The 15,999-nt window shown below is 69.8% G+C and carries 16 protein-coding genes; 4 read left to right on the top strand and 12 right to left on the bottom strand.

The genetic code is table 11. The annotated features are described in order from the left end of the window. Positions 1-7: 7 nt before the first annotated feature. From NQV15_RS00880 to tadA, 6 genes are all read right to left on the bottom strand, one after another. On the bottom strand, positions 8-610 hold the full coding sequence (locus tag NQV15_RS00880; protein WP_232402970.1) for an FMN reductase: 603 nt from the start codon (positions 608-610) through the stop codon (positions 8-10). After that, complete coding sequence (locus tag NQV15_RS00875; RefSeq protein WP_232403468.1) at positions 607-1,770, bottom strand: LLM class flavin-dependent oxidoreductase; 1,164 nt, start codon at positions 1,768-1,770, stop codon at positions 607-609. Before NQV15_RS00875 ends, NQV15_RS00880 begins: the two co-directional genes overlap by 4 nt. Before the next feature lie 87 nt (positions 1,771-1,857). Next, a complete protein-coding gene (locus NQV15_RS00870; RefSeq protein WP_232402968.1) occupies positions 1,858-2,907 on the bottom strand; it encodes a GNAT family N-acetyltransferase in 1,050 nt (349 codons plus the stop codon). A 5-nt stretch (positions 2,908-2,912) separates the two neighbouring features. Continuing rightward, entirely contained in the window at positions 2,913-3,884 is a 972-nt protein-coding gene (locus tag NQV15_RS00865) for an LLM class flavin-dependent oxidoreductase (protein WP_232402967.1), read from the bottom strand. Positions 3,885-3,891: 7 nt separating this feature from the next. Next, complete coding sequence (locus NQV15_RS00860; RefSeq protein WP_232402965.1) at positions 3,892-4,914, bottom strand: NADPH:quinone reductase; 1,023 nt, start codon at positions 4,912-4,914, stop codon at positions 3,892-3,894. Positions 4,915-4,937: 23 nt separating this feature from the next. After that, entirely contained in the window at positions 4,938-5,393 is a 456-nt protein-coding gene (tadA, locus tag NQV15_RS00855; protein WP_257125075.1) for a tRNA adenosine(34) deaminase TadA, read from the bottom strand. A gap of 75 nt (positions 5,394-5,468) precedes the next feature. Here tadA and upp point away from each other — a divergent pair, with 75 nt between their 5' ends. Further along, positions 5,469-6,110, top strand: a complete 642-nt coding sequence (upp, locus tag NQV15_RS00850; protein WP_232402963.1) for a uracil phosphoribosyltransferase — start codon at positions 5,469-5,471, stop codon at positions 6,108-6,110. A gap of 88 nt (positions 6,111-6,198) precedes the next feature. Here upp and pntB read toward each other — a convergent pair whose 3' ends face one another. Together pntB and NQV15_RS00840 are read right to left on the bottom strand one after the other, a co-directional pair. Continuing rightward, on the bottom strand, positions 6,199-7,587 hold the full coding sequence (gene pntB, locus NQV15_RS00845) for a Re/Si-specific NAD(P)(+) transhydrogenase subunit beta (protein ID WP_232402961.1): 1,389 nt from the start codon (positions 7,585-7,587) through the stop codon (positions 6,199-6,201). 5 nt (positions 7,588-7,592) lie between these two features. Continuing rightward, positions 7,593-9,140, bottom strand: coding sequence for a Re/Si-specific NAD(P)(+) transhydrogenase subunit alpha (locus NQV15_RS00840; RefSeq protein ID WP_232402952.1), 1,548 nt, complete (start codon positions 9,138-9,140; stop codon positions 7,593-7,595). Positions 9,141-9,230: 90 nt separating this feature from the next. On the opposite strand from NQV15_RS00840, the gene NQV15_RS00835 reads away from it, so the two are divergent. Next, positions 9,231-9,602 carry a DUF4180 domain-containing protein gene (locus tag NQV15_RS00835; RefSeq protein ID WP_232402939.1) on the top strand — a complete coding sequence of 124 codons (372 nt, stop codon included), beginning with the start codon at positions 9,231-9,233 and terminating at the stop codon, positions 9,600-9,602. A 29-nt stretch (positions 9,603-9,631) separates the two neighbouring features. Here the strand turns inward: NQV15_RS00835 and NQV15_RS00830 are convergent, their stop codons facing one another. Further along, positions 9,632-11,635 (bottom strand): FG-GAP repeat domain-containing protein, encoded by a 2,004-nt coding sequence (locus tag NQV15_RS00830; protein WP_232402937.1) that lies wholly within the window; start codon positions 11,633-11,635, stop codon positions 9,632-9,634. Positions 11,636-11,796: 161 nt separating this feature from the next. Between NQV15_RS00830 and NQV15_RS00825 the strand changes: the two genes are divergently transcribed. After that, positions 11,797-12,678, top strand: a complete 882-nt coding sequence (locus NQV15_RS00825) for an SDR family oxidoreductase (RefSeq protein WP_232402935.1) — start codon at positions 11,797-11,799, stop codon at positions 12,676-12,678. A gap of 13 nt (positions 12,679-12,691) precedes the next feature. On the opposite strand, the gene NQV15_RS00820 is transcribed toward NQV15_RS00825, so the two are convergent. Then, positions 12,692-13,342 carry an ACT domain-containing protein gene (locus NQV15_RS00820; RefSeq protein ID WP_232402933.1) on the bottom strand — a complete coding sequence of 217 codons (651 nt, stop codon included), beginning with the start codon at positions 13,340-13,342 and terminating at the stop codon, positions 12,692-12,694. A gap of 56 nt (positions 13,343-13,398) precedes the next feature. Between NQV15_RS00820 and NQV15_RS00815 the strand changes: the two genes are divergently transcribed. Further along, on the top strand, positions 13,399-13,746 hold the full coding sequence (locus NQV15_RS00815; protein ID WP_232402915.1) for a DUF3817 domain-containing protein: 348 nt from the start codon (positions 13,399-13,401) through the stop codon (positions 13,744-13,746). A 37-nt stretch (positions 13,747-13,783) separates the two neighbouring features. Here NQV15_RS00815 and purU read toward each other — a convergent pair whose 3' ends face one another. Both purU and NQV15_RS00805 read right to left on the bottom strand, forming a co-directional pair. Continuing rightward, positions 13,784-14,653, bottom strand: coding sequence for a formyltetrahydrofolate deformylase (purU, locus tag NQV15_RS00810; RefSeq protein WP_232402913.1), 870 nt, complete (start codon positions 14,651-14,653; stop codon positions 13,784-13,786). A 125-nt stretch (positions 14,654-14,778) separates the two neighbouring features. After that, positions 14,779-15,960, bottom strand: a complete 1,182-nt coding sequence (locus NQV15_RS00805) for a ScyD/ScyE family protein (protein WP_232402911.1) — start codon at positions 15,958-15,960, stop codon at positions 14,779-14,781. Positions 15,961-15,999: the final 39 nt, after the last annotated feature.

The following is a 15,999-nucleotide window of genomic DNA, read 5'->3' as shown; positions in this document are numbered from 1 at the left end:
CACGCGCTCAGGCGTTGGGGTTGGACGCCTTCAGGAACGTCTCGCTGAACAGGTCGAACTCGTCGTCCCGCGAACGCCCCGTCCCTGCGCCCTTGAGCAGGTTGACCAGCTCGGACGCCGCACGGTCGATGCGGGCCCCGAGCGCATTGGCGCCCTCGGTGCCCCAGTCGTACGAGGACGCGAACACACCCGTCGGCACGACCAGCGCCTGCAGGTACGCGAACAGCGGCCGCAGCGTGTGGTCGATGGCCAGGGAGTGCCGCGCGGTGCCGCCCGATGCCGCGAGCAGCACCGGCTTGCCGATCAGGGCATCGGCGTCCAGCACGTCGATGAACGACTTGAACAGCCCGGGATAGGACGCCTTGAAGATCGGCGTGACCACCACGAGGCCGTCCGCGGCGACCACCTTGTCGAGGACGTCCTGCAGGCGCGGCGGGGCGAATCCGGCCAGCATCGCATCGGTGATCTCGTGCGCGAGCTCGCGCAGCGACACCGTCTCGACCGAGACGTCGCCGGACTGGCGGTGGATCGACTCCGCGAGCCGGTCGGCCAGCATGCGGGTGCTCGACGGGTCGCTCAGGCCCGACGAGATGACGACGATGTGGGTCATGCGGAGACCTCCGTCGTTTCGACAGGCTCAACGGGCGTCTCAGGCTCGACGGGCGTTTCAGGCTCGACAGGCTTCGTTTCGACAGGCTCAACGAGCGACGCGGCGACGCGGGATGCGTGGGTGGGGGCGTCGGGGGCGTCCGCGGGACGCCGGGCGTCGAACTCCGCGCGCAGCGTCGGCAGCACCTCGCCCAGCTCGTCAAGCTGCTCCAGCACCGTCTTGAGCGGCAGACCGGCGTGGTCGACCAGGAACAGCTGGCGCTGGTAGTCACCGAAGTAGTCCGCGAACGCCAGCGTCTTCTCGATGAAGTGCTGCGGGCTGCCGACGGTCAGCGGGGTCTGCGACGAGAAGTCCTCCAGCGACGGTCCGTGGCCATAGACGGGGGCGTTGTCGAAGTACGGCCGGAACTCGTTGACCGCGTCCTGGCTGTTCTTGCGGATGTAGAACTGGCCGCCGAGCCCGACGATCGCCTGCTCTGGCGTGCCGTGCCCGTAGTGGGCGTAGCGCTGCCGGTAGAAGTTGATCAGCCGGATGTAGTGCTCCTTGGGCCAGAAGATGTTGTTCGCGAAGAAGCCGTCGCCGTAGTACGCCGCGAGCTCGGCGACCTCGGGGGTGCGGATGTTGGCGTGCCACACGAACGGCGGGACGCCGTCGAGCGGGCGCGGGGTCGCGGTGAAACCCTGCAGCGGGGTGCGGAACTGGCCCTCCCAGCTCACGACCTCCTCGTCCCACAGGCGGCGCAGCAGGTGGTAGTGCTCGACGGTCAGCTCGACCGCCTTGGCGCCGTCATAGCCGAACCACGGGTAGACCGGTGCGGTGTTGCCGCGGCCGAGCATGAGGTCCATCCGGCCGTCCGACAGGTGCTGCAGCGTCGCGTAGTCCTCGGCGATCTTGACCGGGTCGTTGGTCGTGATCAGCGTCGTGGACGTCGACAGGATGAGCTTCTCGGTCTGCGCCGCGATGTAGGCCAGCGTCGTCGTCGGGGAGGACGGGACGAACGGTGGGTTGTGGTGCTCGCCGGTCGCGAACACGTCAAGGCCGATCTCCTCGGCCTTCTTGGCGATCTGGATCGTCGCCTTGATGCGCTCGTGCTCGGTCGGCGTCGTGCCGTTGGTCGGATCGGTCGTGACATCACCGACCGTGAACAGTCCGAACTGCATGCTGGTCATCAGATCTCCTTCTCCAAGTCCCGATCTCGGGCTTGTTGAAACTTAAACTAAGTTACCACGCGGGCTATTCCCTGCCTTTCAGAGCCTGCGCTGCCAGGCGCCCTCGTAACCGATCGCGCGAAAGCCCATGGCCTCGTTGACGTCGAGCATCGGCCGGTTCTCCTCGGCGTTCCATGTCACGACCGCCTCGGTGGTGGGCGCATGACGGCGCAGCAGCTCGGCCGCTGCCCCCTTGAGTGCCGTGCCCAGCCGCCTGCCCCGGTGCTCCCGCAGCACCAGGGTGTCCTCCTGGATGGCGACCCGGCCGGCGTCGGAGCAGATGAGCTCGGAGAAACCGACCAGCGCACCCGACGGCACGTGCTCGACCGCGGCGGTGAGCATCGTGCGGCCACTGCCGGAGATCCGCTCGTCGTGCTCGCGGATCCGAGCGACGTCCCATGGGTCGGCGGCCTGCACCATGCCGGCGGTCGGGGCGTCCGTGCTCATGCGCGACCGCAGCACCGCGAGATCGTCGACCCACTCGTCCGGTGTCGGGCCCACCCACGTGAGCAGGCGGTCGTCCGGGCCGGCGTCGATCGGCTCGGAGCGAGCCGCCCGACCGAGGTCGAGCACGCTGATCCGGACGATCTGCTCGAGGGCGTACGCGTGCGAGGTCAGGAATCGCACGCCGTCGTCCGACGCGGACACGTCCCCGTACCCAGTCGGCGAGACCAGGCGTGGCCCGCCCGGTGTCGACGAGTGCGCCACCGCGACCTTGAGGATGCGCGCGCCGGCGTCGGTGGCGATCGCCTCGACCGCCTGCAAGATGGCCGAGCCGATGCCCCGTCGACGGCGCGTCGGCAGGACATCGACCATCAGGTACGCACCGTTCTCCGGCAGATGCGGCCGCAGCGTGACCATGCCTCGGCCGACGATCCGGTCGTCCTCCCGCACCACGACGTGACGCCGGATCCGATGGGGGTTGTCGCGGTACTCCGCCAAGATCTCCGGCGGCGCCATCACCAGCAGATCCGTGCCGAGGGTGTGGGTCTCGACCGCGTTGCGCACCGCGGCATACTCCCGGAACTGCTCGCTGCCCGGTCCGTGCAGGGAGCCGGGCATCGAGATCTCGTCGACCGTGTGCGTCATGGTCCTCAACCTACGAGGTCGCGCAGGGCCCGGTCAGACTCGAACAGGGCATCGCGGTCGTAGGTCGACGTGGAGGCCATCAGCTCATCGGCGCCCGTGCGCTCGGCGAGCTGGTCGATCATCTGGCCGACGGCGCGCGGCGATCCGGCGACAGCTTCCGCAAGCGACTTCTCGACGTGCTGGCGCACCCGCGGCGCCCATGCCTGATCACGGATCGAAGCGACGGACTCCAGCGGCGGGAACTCACCGATCTGTCGCGACCTGGCCATGGCCCAGATCTCCGGAAGGGCCAGCTCGCGGGCCGTGGCGTCGTCGTCCGCCACCGTGACATCGAGCGAGATCGTGACGTACGGCTCGGCGAGGTCCTCGCTGGGGCGGAAGTCGCGACGGTAGGCGCCGATCGCCTCCTGCGCGGCGTCCGTCCAGAGGATCGGCCCACCGGCGACGACGGGCAAGCCCAAGCGGGCAGCGATCTGCGTCCCGCGTCCGGTCGCCAGCAGCGAGACGGGGATCCGGCCCTCCGCGACGGGATGCGCAGTGACGGCCGCGTCGCCGACGAGGAGCTGGCGCAGCTCCTCCAGATCGGCCTCGAAGGTGTCTAGGGCGCCGGCGTCGTGTCGCAGCGCCCGCCGCACCGGCGCTGTGAATCCCAGCGATCGGCCGATGCCCAGGTCGATACGTCCGGGATACAGCGCCTGCAGCATCAGGAACTGCTCGGCGACGACGAGCGGCTGGTGGTTGGGCAGCATCACGCCGCCGGAGCCGATGCGGATGCGCTCGGTGCGGGAGCCGATCGCGGCGAGCAGCACCGCGGGAGATCCGCTCGCGATGCCGGGGACCGCGTGGTGCTCGGCGACCCAGAACCGCTCGTACCCGAGCTGCTCGGCGTGGACGGCCCGCTCGACCGAGCCGCTCAGCGCCTCGGACTCGGGGCGTCCCGCCCGGGTCCGCGAGCGGTCCAGCAGGGAGAGCCTCACGAGTCGATCAACGCTCCGTCACGTCGATCAGCACCTTGCCCGTCACGCCGCTCTCGACGGCAGCGTGCGCATCGGCCGTCCGCTCCAGCGGGAAGCGCACGAGCGGGAGCCCAGCCTCCTCGCCCACCGGCAGCGCGCCGGCCTCCAGGGCCGCGGTGATGTCGTGCGTGGCGGCCGCGATGGCCTCCGGCGCGAGCGTGTACAGCAGCAGGAACTGGTACCGCACGTTCAGCGAGAAGTGCGCCCGGACGTCGAGCGTCATGCTGTCCCCACCGTTGTTGGCGTAGACGGCGATCGTGCCGCGGTTGGCGATGACGGCGTGGTTGAGCCGCGCGTTGACCGCCGGTGCGACCTCCACGACGATGTCGACCCCGCCGGGGGCCAGGTCGCGGATCGCGTCGGCAGCATCGCCCGTCGTGTAGTCGACCGTGTGGTGCGCTCCCGCGGCGGTGGCGAGGGCCGCCTTCTCGGGGCTGCTGATGGTCGTGATGACCGTCGCTCCGGCCCAGCGAGCCAGCTGGATCGCGGCGTGACCGACGGCGCCGGCGCCCCCCGCGACCAGGACGATCTTGCCGTCCAGCGCTCCCGGGGCCAGACGGGTCGGCCCACCCTCGGCGACCGTCAGCGCGCGGTGCGCCGTGACCGCCGGGACGCCGAGTGCCGCGCCGAGATCGAACGATGCCGTGTCGGGCAGGCGGACGACCCGATCGGCGGGGACCACGGTGAGCTCCTGCGCCGTGCCGGTCGGACGTCCGTGCGCGGCCAGCAGGATCCACACCCGGTCGCCCACCGCGATGCCGTCCACGCCGGGGCCCACCGCGTCGACGACGCCGGCGCCGTCCTGGTTCGGCACGATCTCGGGAAAGGCAAGCTGCCCGGTCGCACCGGCACGCGACTTCCAGTCGGTCGGGTTGACGCCGGACACCACGACCCGCACGCGCACCTCACCCCGGCCGGGCTCGCCCGGTTCACGCTCGACGACCTCGAGCACCGACGGATCCCCGGCCTGGCTGTACACGACTGCTCTCATGGCGGTGTCAACACGGCGCAGCCTCAGATGTTCCGGTGGGTCGCGAAGAACTCGCGCAGCAGCTGTGTCGACTCCTGCGCGCGGACGCCGCTGATCACCTCGGACCGGTGGTTGAGCCGTCGGTCGCGCACCACGTCCCACAGCGAACCGACCGCGCCCGCCTTGTCGTCGAACGCCCCGAACACCAGCCGCCGCAGGCGGGAGGCCACGATCGCCCCGGCGCACATCGTGCACGGCTCCAGCGTCACGACCAGCGTGCAGCCCTCCAGCCGCCACTCCCCCACCGCCGCGGCCGCCGCGCGGATCGCGACGATCTCGGCGTGACCCGTCGGATCGCCGTCGCGCTCGCGGGTGTTGCGCCCGTGCCCGATGACCGCGCCGGAGGGGTCGACGACGATGGCGCCCACGGGCACGTCACCGTCGGCAGCGGTCGACCGGGCGAGATCGAGCGCCTCACCCATCCACAGGTCGTAGGTCACCCGGGCATGCCTCCTGTCGGCAACGTCTCGCTGTGATGGTGTCAGGTGCGATGGACTCGACGCTACCCTCAAGACATGCAGGTACACGTCGCCGACCATCCGCTCATCTCGCACAAGCTGACGGTGCTTCGTGACGAGTCCACCGACTCCCCGACGTTCCGGCGGCTGGTCGATGAGCTCGTGACGCTCCTGACCTACGAGGCCACCCGGGACGTCCGCGTCGAGCCCGTCGACGTCCAGACGCCCGTCGCGCTGGCGCGGGGCGTGCGCCTGACCGAGCCGCGCCCGCTGGTCGTCCCGATCCTGCGCGCCGGGCTCGGGATGCTCGAGGGCATGCAGCGGCTGCTGCCCACCGCTGAGGTCGGCTTCCTGGGCATGGTCCGCAACGAGGAGACGCTCGAGGCCGTGACCTACGCCGAGCGCCTGCCCGACGACCTCACCGGCCGCCAGTGCTACGTCCTGGACCCGATGCTGGCCACCGGCGGCTCGCTCGCCGCGGCGATCAACTTCCTGGTCAAGCGCGGCGCCAACGACATCATCGCCATCACGATCCTGGCCACGCCCGAGGGCATCGCCCGCATCGAGTCCGACCTGGAGGGCGTCGACGTGCCCGTGACCCTGGTGACCGCGGGCCTCGACGACGGCCTCGACGAGCAGGCCTACATCGTGCCCGGCCTCGGCGACGCCGGCGACCGCCTCTACGGCGTCGCCGACTGAAACCGTCCGACCGAAATTTGGCCTCTCGCCAACCCTTTGCGTCCCCGATAGGGGACGAAACGGTTGACGAGAGGCCAAATCTTGGTGGTCAGAGGGCTTTGAGGATGTCCTCGACGCGCTCCTTGGCATCTCCGAACAGCATCTGGGAGTTCTCCCGGAAGAACAGCGGGTTCTGGACGCCGGCGTAGCCCGTGGCCATCGACCGCTTGAAGATCACGACGTTCTCGGCCTCCCACACCGTGAGCACCGGCATGCCGGCGATCGGGCTGGACGGGTCCTCCGTGGCGGCCGGGTTGACCGTGTCGTTGGCGCCGATGACCAGGACCACCGAGGTGTCCTTGAAGTCGTCGTTGATCTCGTCCATCTCCAGGACGATGTCGTACGGGACCTTCGCCTCGGCCAGCAGGACGTTCATGTGCCCCGGCAGGCGACCGGCGACGGGGTGGATGCCGAAGCGCACCTCGACACCGCGGTCGCGCAGCTTGCGGACCAGATCGGCCACGGGGTACTGCGCCTGCGCGACGGCCATGCCGTAGCCGGGCGTGATGATGACGCTCGAGGCGTTCTTGAGCAGCTCGGCGGTGTCCTCGGCGGTGATCTCGCGGTGCTCGCCGTAGTCCTTGTCGTCCGCGGGGCCGGCCTCGATGCCGAAGCCGCCGGCGATGACCGAGATGAACGAGCGGTTCATCGCCTGGCACATGATGTACGACAGGTACGCACCGGACGAGCCGACCAGCGCGCCGGTGACGATCAGGGCGTCGTTGTCCAGCAGGAAGCCCGATGCCGCCGCCGCCCAGCCGGAGTACGAGTTGAGCATCGACACGACGACCGGCATGTCGCCGCCGCCGATCGAGGCGACCAGGTGCCAGCCGAGCAGCAGGGCCACGATCGTGACCGCGATCAGCAGCCAGATGTTGGGGTTGATGACGAATGCGATCGTCAGCACCACGAACAGCACCAGCGCGCCCAGGTTGATGAAGTTCTTGCCCGGCAGCATCAGGGGGTTGGACTTGATGCGGGCCGACAGCTTCAGGAAGGCCACGATCGAGCCGGTGAACGTGACCCCGCCGATGAAGACGCCGATGAACACCTCGGCGTTGTGGATGTCCTCCAACGACTGCAGCGGGAAGTATCCGTGCGCCAGGTAGCCGTTCCAGCCCACCAGCACCGCTGCGAGGCCCACGAAGGAGTGCAGCAGCGCGATGAGCTCTGGCATGCCGGTCATCTCGACGACACGCGCCCGCCACAGGCCGATCGCGCCGCCGATGACGACGGCGATGATCAGCAGCACGACCGAGGTGGTGTCGGCGAGGTCGGCGACCAGGATGAACGTGGCGACGAGGGCGATCGTCATGCCCGAGATGCCGAACAGGACGCCCTGCGAGGCGGTCTCGTGCTTGGACAGCCCGGCCAGGGACAGGATGAACAGCAGGGAGGCGACGATGTACGCCGCGGTGGCGATGCTCTGGGAATCCATCGGGATCAGCCCTTCGAGAACATGCTGAGCATGCGACGGGTCACGGCGAATCCGCCGAAGACGTTGATGGAGGCCAGCAGGATCGCGATGAACGCCAGGATCCGGATGACCGTGGCGTTGTCAGCGTCGCCGTCGATGCCGACCTGCAGCATCGCGCCGACCACGATGATGCCGGAGATGGCATTCGTGACCGACATGAGCGGCGTGTGCAGCGCGTGGTGCACCTTGCCGATGACGTAGTAGCCGATGACGATCGCCAGGGTCAGCACCGTGAAGTGCTCAGGCAGGGGCTCGGGCGCATAGGCGTTGACCAGGAACAGCGCCAGGACGCCGAGCCCCATCAGGCCGAGCTTGGCCCGCTGGGTCATGACGGTCTTGGGCGGCTTGGCGGGCGCCGCTTCGACAGGCTCAACCGGCTTGGCCGCGGACACCTGCACGGGCGGCGGGGGCCACAAGGTCTCGCGGTCCTTGACGACGGTGATGGTGCGCTGCACGACATCGTCCAGGTCCAGCACGAGCTGGCCGTCCTTGGCCGGCGTCAGCAGCTTCATCAGGTTGACCAGGTTGGTGCCGTACAGCTGGGAGGCCTGCGTGGGCAGGCGGCCGGCCAGATCGGTGTAGCCCAGGATCGTCACGCCGTTGGGCGTCACGACCGCCTCGCCGGGCCGGGTGCCGACGACGTTGCCGCCGTTGGCCGCGGCCATGTCGACGATGACGCTGCCGGGCTTCATCGAGGCGACATCGGCCTCGGTGATCAGGATCGGCGCGGCACGTCCGGGGATCAGCGCCGTCGTGATGATGATGTCGACGTCCGCGGCCTGCTCGGAGTAGATCTCCGCGGCGCGCGCGTCGTATGCCTCCGACGTCGCCTTGGCGTAGCCATCGGTCGACTGCTCGGTCTCGACCTCGACCGCGAGGTACTCACCGCCCAGGGACTTGACCTGGTCGGCGACCTCCGCGCGCGGATCGGTGGCCCGGACGATCGCGCCCAGGCTGCCCGCCGTCCCGATCGCCGCGAGGCCGGCGACGCCGACGCCGGCGACCAGCACCTTGGCCGGCGGAACCTTGCCCGCAGCGGTGATCTGGCCGGTGAAGAACCGGCCGAAGACGTTCGCCGCCTCGACGACGGCGCGGTAGCCCGCGATGTTGGCCATCGAGCTGAGGACGTCCATCGACTGCGCCCGCGAGATGCGCGGCACGGCGTCCATCGCCAGGACCGTGATGGGACGCGCGGCCAGCTGCTGGACGAGCTCGGGGTTGAGCGCCGGGCTGATGAGGCTGATGAGCGTCGCTCCGTCGGCCAGCTGACCGATCTCGGCCGACGACGGCGCATTGACCTTGAACACGATGTCGCTGCGCCACACGTCGGCGCGTGCGCCGATCGTGGCGCCCGCGTCGAGGTAGGCCTGGTCGGTGAACGCCGACTTCTCGCCGGCCCTCGACTCGACCATCACCTCATAGCCCAGCCCGATCAGCTTTCCCACGGTCTCAGGCGTGGCGGCGACTCGTGTCTCGCCTGCCACCGTCTCAGTCACTACTCCGACGACACTCATGCCGAGAAGGTAGTGGGTCTTCCGCTCACTCGACCACCGGGTGAGACCTGCGTCTCATTCTGTGGGTACCTCACGGGCTATCGTCGTGCAATGACCGCGGAGCACCTCGCCACCGTGCACGGCACTGCCGTGATGGTGTGCGCGCCCGACGGCATCCCGGTCGACACCGAGGGCGCCGTGGTCGAGCTGCTCGGCGAGGCCATCGGCCTGCGCGCCCGCACGGTGGTCGTTCCGGCCGAGCGCCTGACCGACGACTTCTTCCAGCTCAGCACCGGCATCGCCCATCACATCGCCCAGCGCTTCGCGACGTACCGGGTGCGGCTGGCCGTCGTGGGCGACATCTCGCGCCAGGTCGCCAGCAGCTCCCCGCTGCGTGCCTGGGTCGACGATGCGAACCGGGGTCAAGGGATGTGGTTCTGCGGGACGTTCCACGAGTTCCAGAACCGGCTCCGCGCCCAGTAGGCGCGGAGCCGATCCCCGATGGGACGGACCTACCGCTTGACGGTGCGGCTCTTCGTGAGGGCGGCCGAGCCGGCCTTGGTCCCGGGGGCCGAGACCCGCCAGAACGAGGTGCCCTTCGGCGCCTTGATCGCCACCGTCGCCCGGTTCTTGCCGTTGAGCCGGTGACTGGAGACGGTCTTCCAGCGGCAGCTGGGCGCGGCGCTGGAGCAGGTCCACCGCTGCAGGTGGACCGTGCGGCCGAAGCCGGGGCGGACGCTGATCGTGTCCTTGATCGTCGCCTTCTTCTTCAGCCTCTTCGTGGCGGTCGAGAAGCCCTTGATCGTGGTGCGCACGGTCACGGCGGCCGATGCCGTGGCACCGCCGGCGGCGACTGCGAACGTGCCTGACTCGCTGGCCCTGACCCGGATCGAGCCGGTGAACGTGCCCGCCGTCGCGCCCGGGGCGAGGGCCATCGCGCCGACCTGCGTGACCGCACCCGTGCGAGCCGCCGTGAAGGTGACCCGAGCCGGCTGCGTCGAGGCGCCGGCCGCGGAGAGGCTGGCCGAGAGGGTCGTCGGCGCACCGGCCGTCACCGTCGCGGGCGCCGAGACGCTCAGCACGGGTGCGGGAGCAGGCACCGGCGCGGCCGGACCGCCGCCGCTGCGGACGTAGACCGCCACGGTGTTCTGGTCGAACGAGCTGAACGCCATCTCGTTCGTGCCGTTGCCGTCGAGGTCGGCCACGACGGCGCCACCGGCCTGGCCCATGCCGGGCACCGACGTCGTGGTGCCGTCGTAGTCCTCGAGCACGTGCGTCACGAATCCGTTGGTACCGGTCTGCTCGACCCAGAACAGCCGTCGATCGCCGTCACCGGACAGGGCCAGGTCGACATCGCCGTCGCCGTCGAGATCACCGCTGCCGAAGACACCAGGGGCCGCCTGCCCGAACGTCGGGCGCGGAGAGAACGGGCCCGCGAGCCTCGTCGACGTCCACGGCTCGGTGATCGCCGCCGTCGGAGTGAGCTCGAAGACCCCACCCTCGGGCGCCGTCAAGGGGTACGACAGATGGTTGGTGCCGACCCACCGATCGATGCCGTCGCCGCGCAGATTCGGGACGAGCTTGATCTGGAAGCCGGGCCCCTGCTCCGAGGAGATCGCGTGCATCGTGAAGTTGTCAGCCGTCAGCGCACCGCCGGTGGGCGTCCCCGACTGCTTGAACCACAGGTAGGACGGCTGCCCGGCGCCGAAGTACTGCGCGGAGACGATGTCCGGCTTGCCGTCACGATCGACGTCGGACACGACCGGCAGGCTGCCGCCGTTCGCGCCCAGCGCCACGGGAGCATCGAAGGTCCGAGCATCGGTCGCGCCGTCGAGCCGGCCCTTGAGGTACTGCAGCTCGACGATGTCGTCGGCAGGGCTCTGCGGCGACTTGCCCTGCTCGCCCGTCGTGACCATGTCCTTGATCCCGTCGCCGTCCAGGTCGGCGAGCTGGACCGCGTGGTACGAGAACGGGCTGGCCGTGACCACGTCGTGGCGCACGAAGGCCTTGCCCTCGCCCTTGTTCTCCCACCACGTGATCGAGCCACGGTTCTTCGGCGGCACCTGCGGGGCCGGCGAGTAGGTGTCGAAGAAGTAGCCGCCCGGGACGATCACGTCGGTCGCGCCGTCGCCGTTGACGTCGGCCAGGGTGGGCTGGTTCGGGAACGTGATGCCGTCGGCCTCTGTCACGACCGGCACCTTGGTCCACCGCTTGAGCGTGGCGCCGGGTCGATAGATCTGCACCGTGCCCGCGGCAGGAGGCGTGGACGTCTGGCCGCTGCCGGTGAAGGCGCCGAAGGCCGTCACCACCAGGTCCTGCTTGCCCGTGCCGAAGACGTCGCCGGACACGCTGAAGGCAGCACCGGTCAGCTTGGTGTCCACGTCGATCCGGCTGAAGCTGGCCGGGGTGGCCGGGTCGGTCGGCGCGGCCGCCTGGGCCGCCACCACCGTTGCGAGGACGAGAGCTGCGCTGCTGCCGACGACCAGGGCTGCGAATGCGGATGGAACACGGGGCATGGGCGATCCTTCGCTCGAGGCGCTACCTGCCGGGCGCCGGTTCCCGGACCCTATATGATATTTGGACATTCGTGCCGTAATTCCGGTTCCCCGGTCCCTCGGACACACTTATGTGACATCGCCGGTGGCGCATTCCAGATACCGACGGTATGTTGACTGGCATGGGACAGACATTCACGGGCAAGGTCGCGCTGATCACGGGCGCGGCACGCGGCATCGGCGCAGGCGTGGCCAGGGGATACGTCGAGCGTGGCGGCAAGGTCGCCCTCGTCGGCCTCGAGCCCGATCTCCTCGCAGAGCTGTCGGACGAGCTGGGCGACGCGGCCGCGTGGTGGGAGGCCGACGTCCGCGACGGGGCAGCCGTCGCCGCCGCGGTCGACGCCGCCGCCGCGCACTTCGGTCGCCTCGACCACGTGCTGGCCAATGCCGGCATCGCGTCCTACGGCACGGTCCGCCAGATCGATGACGAAGCCTTCGAGCGGGTCGTCGACATCAACGTCAACGGCGTCTTCCGCACCCTGAAGTACGCGACCCCGCACCTGGCCGCGACCCGTGGCTACGCCCTCGTCGTGGCCTCGATGGCCTCGTTCACCCCGTTGGCGGGCCTCGCCTCGTACAACGCCAGCAAGGCCGGGGCCGAGACGCTCGCCCTGGCGTACAAGCAGGAGGTCGCCCACGTGGGCATCGGCGTCGGCGTGTGCCACCCGTCGTGGATCGACACCGACATCGTCCGCAACGCCGAGAAGGACCTGCCCACGTTCCGCACCGTGCGCCAGCACCTGCCGTGGCCCGCGAACGGCACGACCAGCGTCGAGGAGTGCGTCGACCTGATCCTGCGCGGGTTCGCCCGCCGCAAGGCGCGGGTCTACGTGCCCAAGAACGTCATGGTGTCGAACTGGACCAAGTCGATCATCAACTCCCCCGCCGCCTGGCCCGTGCTCAAGCGGATGGCCGCCAGGTCGGTGCCGAGCATGGAGCGCGAGGTCGAGGCGCTCGGCCGGTTCCACCACTCGCACGTCCCCGAGACCAAGGCCGTGGAGTAGCAGCAGGCCGAATTCAGCCGCGGACGCTCTGGACGCTCGCCGCCAGCGACACCATGTGGCCCAGGCGGGCTACCTCGGAGGGCAGGAACGCCGGGCCGCCGTGGCGTCCGACCACCACGACCATGCCCTTGCCGTCACGGCCGCGGGCCGGGGACGCGGCCAGGACGGTCGAGTCCCACTCCGGCACCTCCCGCAGGACCTTGGCCTTGCGCAGCCCCAGCCAGTCGTCCGCCTCGGCGACGAGCTTCGGCGCGGTCGACGACGACGCGATGGCCTGGGTCAGGCCGTCGACCCGGTGCAGCGCCATGGCCCAGTCGGTGCGGAAGGTCTCCGGGATGACCTCGACCAGCCGCGAGAGCGCCTTCGTCGGGTCCTCGGTGAACCGCTCGATGGCCTCGAGGTCCATGCTCAGGTTCGCGCCGGCGTTGTAGCGCGAGATCCAGGCGACGTTGACGCCCTCGAGCTGGTGGCACGCCGTGACCAGCGCATCGGGCATGACCTGGGGCGGGAGCTCCAGCAGGACGTCGTCGACGACCCTGCCGTCCGCGCGACGCTCGACGATCTCGATCGCCTCGATGTCGGCGCCTGCCCCACCGAGTGCGGTCGCGAGCGCGCCCAATGATCCGGGCACGTCGGGAAGCTCGACGCGCAACAGGAAGGCCATATGACCATTGTCACCGGTCGGCGTTTCATTGGGGTTACACGGGTAGCCTGAGGGGCGTGAATTCCTCGATCGTCCGCAAATTGTTCCGTGTCGTTGCCTTCGGTGAGGCCGTCTCGTGGGTGCTTCTGCTCTCCGCGATGTTCTGCAAGTGGATCCTGGAGTCCGAGCCGTTCGGCCTCGAGGAAGGCGGCGTACCCGTCGCCGGAATGATCCACGGCGCGGGCTTCTTCCTGCTGTACCTGATCATGACCGTCGTCTGCCACTTCGTGTTCCGCTGGAACTTCAAGACCACGATCATCGCGCTGCTCGCCGCGATCCCGCCGTTCGCGTCGATCTGGTTCGAGCGCAAGGCAGTCCGCGACGGCCTGCTCGAGCGCAAGCCCGAGGCCGTCCCGGTCGCCTGACACCTCTCCCGCCGAGCCGCGGGCCCAAGGTCACGGCTCAGTTGAAGACGATGGTGCGCGCGCCGTTCAGGATGACGCGTCGCTGCACGTGCCACATGACGGCGCGCGCCAACGTCTGGGACTCCAGGTCACGCCCCAGCGCCACGAGGTCCTCGACCGCGGCCTGGTGATCGACCCGGTGGACGGCCTGCTCGATGATCGGGCCCTCGTCCAGGTCGGACGTCACGTAGTGCGCCGTCGCCCCGATGAGCTTGACCCCGCGCTGGTGCGCCTGACGGTACGGGTTGGCGCCCTTGAAGCTCGGCAGGAACGAGTGGTGGATGTTGATCGCTCGACCGTCCAGGGCCTGGCACATGTCCTCGGACAGGATCTGCATGTACCGCGCCAGCACCACCAGGTCGACGCCGAGCTCCTCGACGAGCCGGAGCACCTGCGCCTCCGCCTCGGGCTTGGTCTGCGGCGTGACCGGCACGTGGTGGAACGGGATGTCGTGCCACTGGGCCAGCGGCTCCAGGTCGCGGTGGTTGGACACGACGCCCACGATGTCGGCCTTGAGCTGACCAGACTTCCAGCGGTACAGCAGGTCGTACAGGCAGTGGTCGAACTTCGAGACCATGATCAGCAACCGCGGCCGCTCGGCCGTGTCGTGCAGCTCGTACGTCATCGCGAAGGCCCGGGCCACCTCGTCGAACTGGGCGCGCAGCGTCGCCAGCCCCGGCGTCGACTCCCCCGTCCGCAGCAGCACCCGCATGTGGAACTGCGCGGTGTCGGCGTCACCGAACTGGTGGCTCTCGACGATGTCGCAGTCCTGGACGTAGAAGAAGTCCGCGACGGCCCGCACGATGCCCGGCCGATCGGGACAGGACAGCGTCAGGACCGCCGAAGGGGTCGGGGTCTGGTCGGTCATGGGTTCGGTCCTTCGTTCGTGCACCACGCACGAAACCTATCGTCGTGCGTTCGCGACGCGGCGAGGACGTCACCCCGCACGGACGCCCCCGGGGCCACGGGGGTCCCGAGGGCGTCCGCGGACCGCTAGTGCCGGTGCCGTGAACCTGCCATGTCCAGCACCTGCAGCTTGCCGGTGGGCGCGGGGCCGGCCGGCCCGAAGGCGTCCGTCGTGACGTACAGCTTGCTGCTCCAGCGCGACGAGACCCACTCGACGGCCCCGGGCGCGGGCAGCGGCAGCACCGTCCGCCGGTTCGAGCCCGGCTTGACCAACGTGACCTGCCCGGATCCGTCGTCCCCGCCGAAGAGCTCGGCGACGGCGATCGTGCCGTCGGGGCCGAGCGCCAGGTTCACCGCACCGACGAATCCGCCGGCGACCCGGCGCACCGCACCGGAGTGCGGGTTGACCTTGAACACCGCACCGCGAGCGCCCAGCGAGGCGTCCTCCGGCCCGCCCGGCAGGGACGTCACGTACAGCCAGCCGTCGCGTCCCTGCTCGACATCGGTCGGGACGGGCTCGAACCAGTACGTGTGACCGGTCGCGCAGGGCGGCAGGCCCTGATCGGCCACCACCTCGGCGGTGGCGATGCTGGGGATCGCCGGCAGCACCGCCACGACCTTCGGGGTGGCCATGCGCCGCTTGCCCGTGCGCACCGACAGGATCGCGTTGGCGGCGGCATCGGCGACGTAGACCTTGTCGCGGGCCACGGACGTGGCGTACGGATGGCTGTCGACCAGACCCGTGTACGACGCCGGGTTGTCGGCCGGGAACTGCGCGGAGCACGACTGCGGCAGGTCACGGAAGCCGTAGGTCGTGCCCCGGTCGGGGTTGCGGGTGGCCTCGAAGGCCCGCAGGTCGGCGATCTGCCGGCCGGCACCGCCTGCACGCTGGGCGTACAGCTTGGCCGTCGGTGCGGGCGAGCCCATCCCGCTGGTCGTCGCGTAATAGGTGGTCCTGCCCCGCGTCGAGACCGCCCCGAGCTCGTCACCCGGCGTCGGTGCCGTGGCGATCGTGCTGCGCTGTCCGTCCGGGGTGATGCGCAGCAGCTCGCCGGCGAAGTTCTGCGCCACCAGTGCGCGTCCGCGTTGGTCGATCGCCAGGCTCAGCGGGGTGAACAACCCCTCGGCGATCGTGCGCGCGGCCGGCGTCTGCGGCGCGGGGTGATGGTGGTGCCGGCCGCCCGCAGCGGCTGGGCTCGCGCCGATGAGACCACCGGCGAGCAAGGTGGCACAGGACGCGGCGAGCAGCGTCTTGGAAGAACGATTCATGACAGGCCTTTCTCGAGTGACGATGGAAGCCGTCCCCTT

Origin of the sequence: Aeromicrobium wangtongii (assembly GCF_024584515.1) — a bacterium.
Taxonomy (GTDB): Bacteria; Actinomycetota; Actinomycetes; order Propionibacteriales; family Nocardioidaceae; genus Aeromicrobium; species Aeromicrobium wangtongii.
Note: the sequence above shows the minus strand (reverse complement) of the source record. Positions and strands in the feature narration are given on the sequence as shown.

Bases quoted from the DNA above. Each gene is read 5' to 3' on its own strand.
- NQV15_RS00820 (WP_232402933.1), bottom strand. From the start codon at position 13,342: ATGGCCTTCCTGTTGCGCGTCGAGCTTCCCGACGTGCCCGGATCATTG.
- upp (WP_232402963.1), top strand. From the start codon at position 5,469: ATGCAGGTACACGTCGCCGACCATCCGCTCATCTCGCACAAGCTGACG.
- NQV15_RS00870 (WP_232402968.1), bottom strand. From the start codon at position 2,907: ATGACGCACACGGTCGACGAGATCTCGATGCCCGGCTCCCTGCACGGA.
- NQV15_RS00860 (WP_232402965.1), bottom strand. From the start codon at position 4,914: ATGAGAGCAGTCGTGTACAGCCAGGCCGGGGATCCGTCGGTGCTCGAG.
- NQV15_RS00805 (WP_232402911.1), bottom strand. From the start codon at position 15,960: ATGAATCGTTCTTCCAAGACGCTGCTCGCCGCGTCCTGTGCCACCTTG.
- purU (WP_232402913.1), bottom strand. From the start codon at position 14,653: ATGACCGACCAGACCCCGACCCCTTCGGCGGTCCTGACGCTGTCCTGT.
- NQV15_RS00830 (WP_232402937.1), bottom strand. From the start codon at position 11,635: ATGCCCCGTGTTCCATCCGCATTCGCAGCCCTGGTCGTCGGCAGCAGC.
- NQV15_RS00825 (WP_232402935.1), top strand. From the start codon at position 11,797: ATGGGACAGACATTCACGGGCAAGGTCGCGCTGATCACGGGCGCGGCA.
- NQV15_RS00880 (WP_232402970.1), bottom strand. From the start codon at position 610: ATGACCCACATCGTCGTCATCTCGTCGGGCCTGAGCGACCCGTCGAGC.
- NQV15_RS00875 (WP_232403468.1), bottom strand. From the start codon at position 1,770: ATGCAGTTCGGACTGTTCACGGTCGGTGATGTCACGACCGATCCGACC.
- pntB (WP_232402961.1), bottom strand. From the start codon at position 7,587: ATGGATTCCCAGAGCATCGCCACCGCGGCGTACATCGTCGCCTCCCTG.
- NQV15_RS00835 (WP_232402939.1), top strand. From the start codon at position 9,231: ATGACCGCGGAGCACCTCGCCACCGTGCACGGCACTGCCGTGATGGTG.
- NQV15_RS00840 (WP_232402952.1), bottom strand. From the start codon at position 9,140: ATGAGTGTCGTCGGAGTAGTGACTGAGACGGTGGCAGGCGAGACACGA.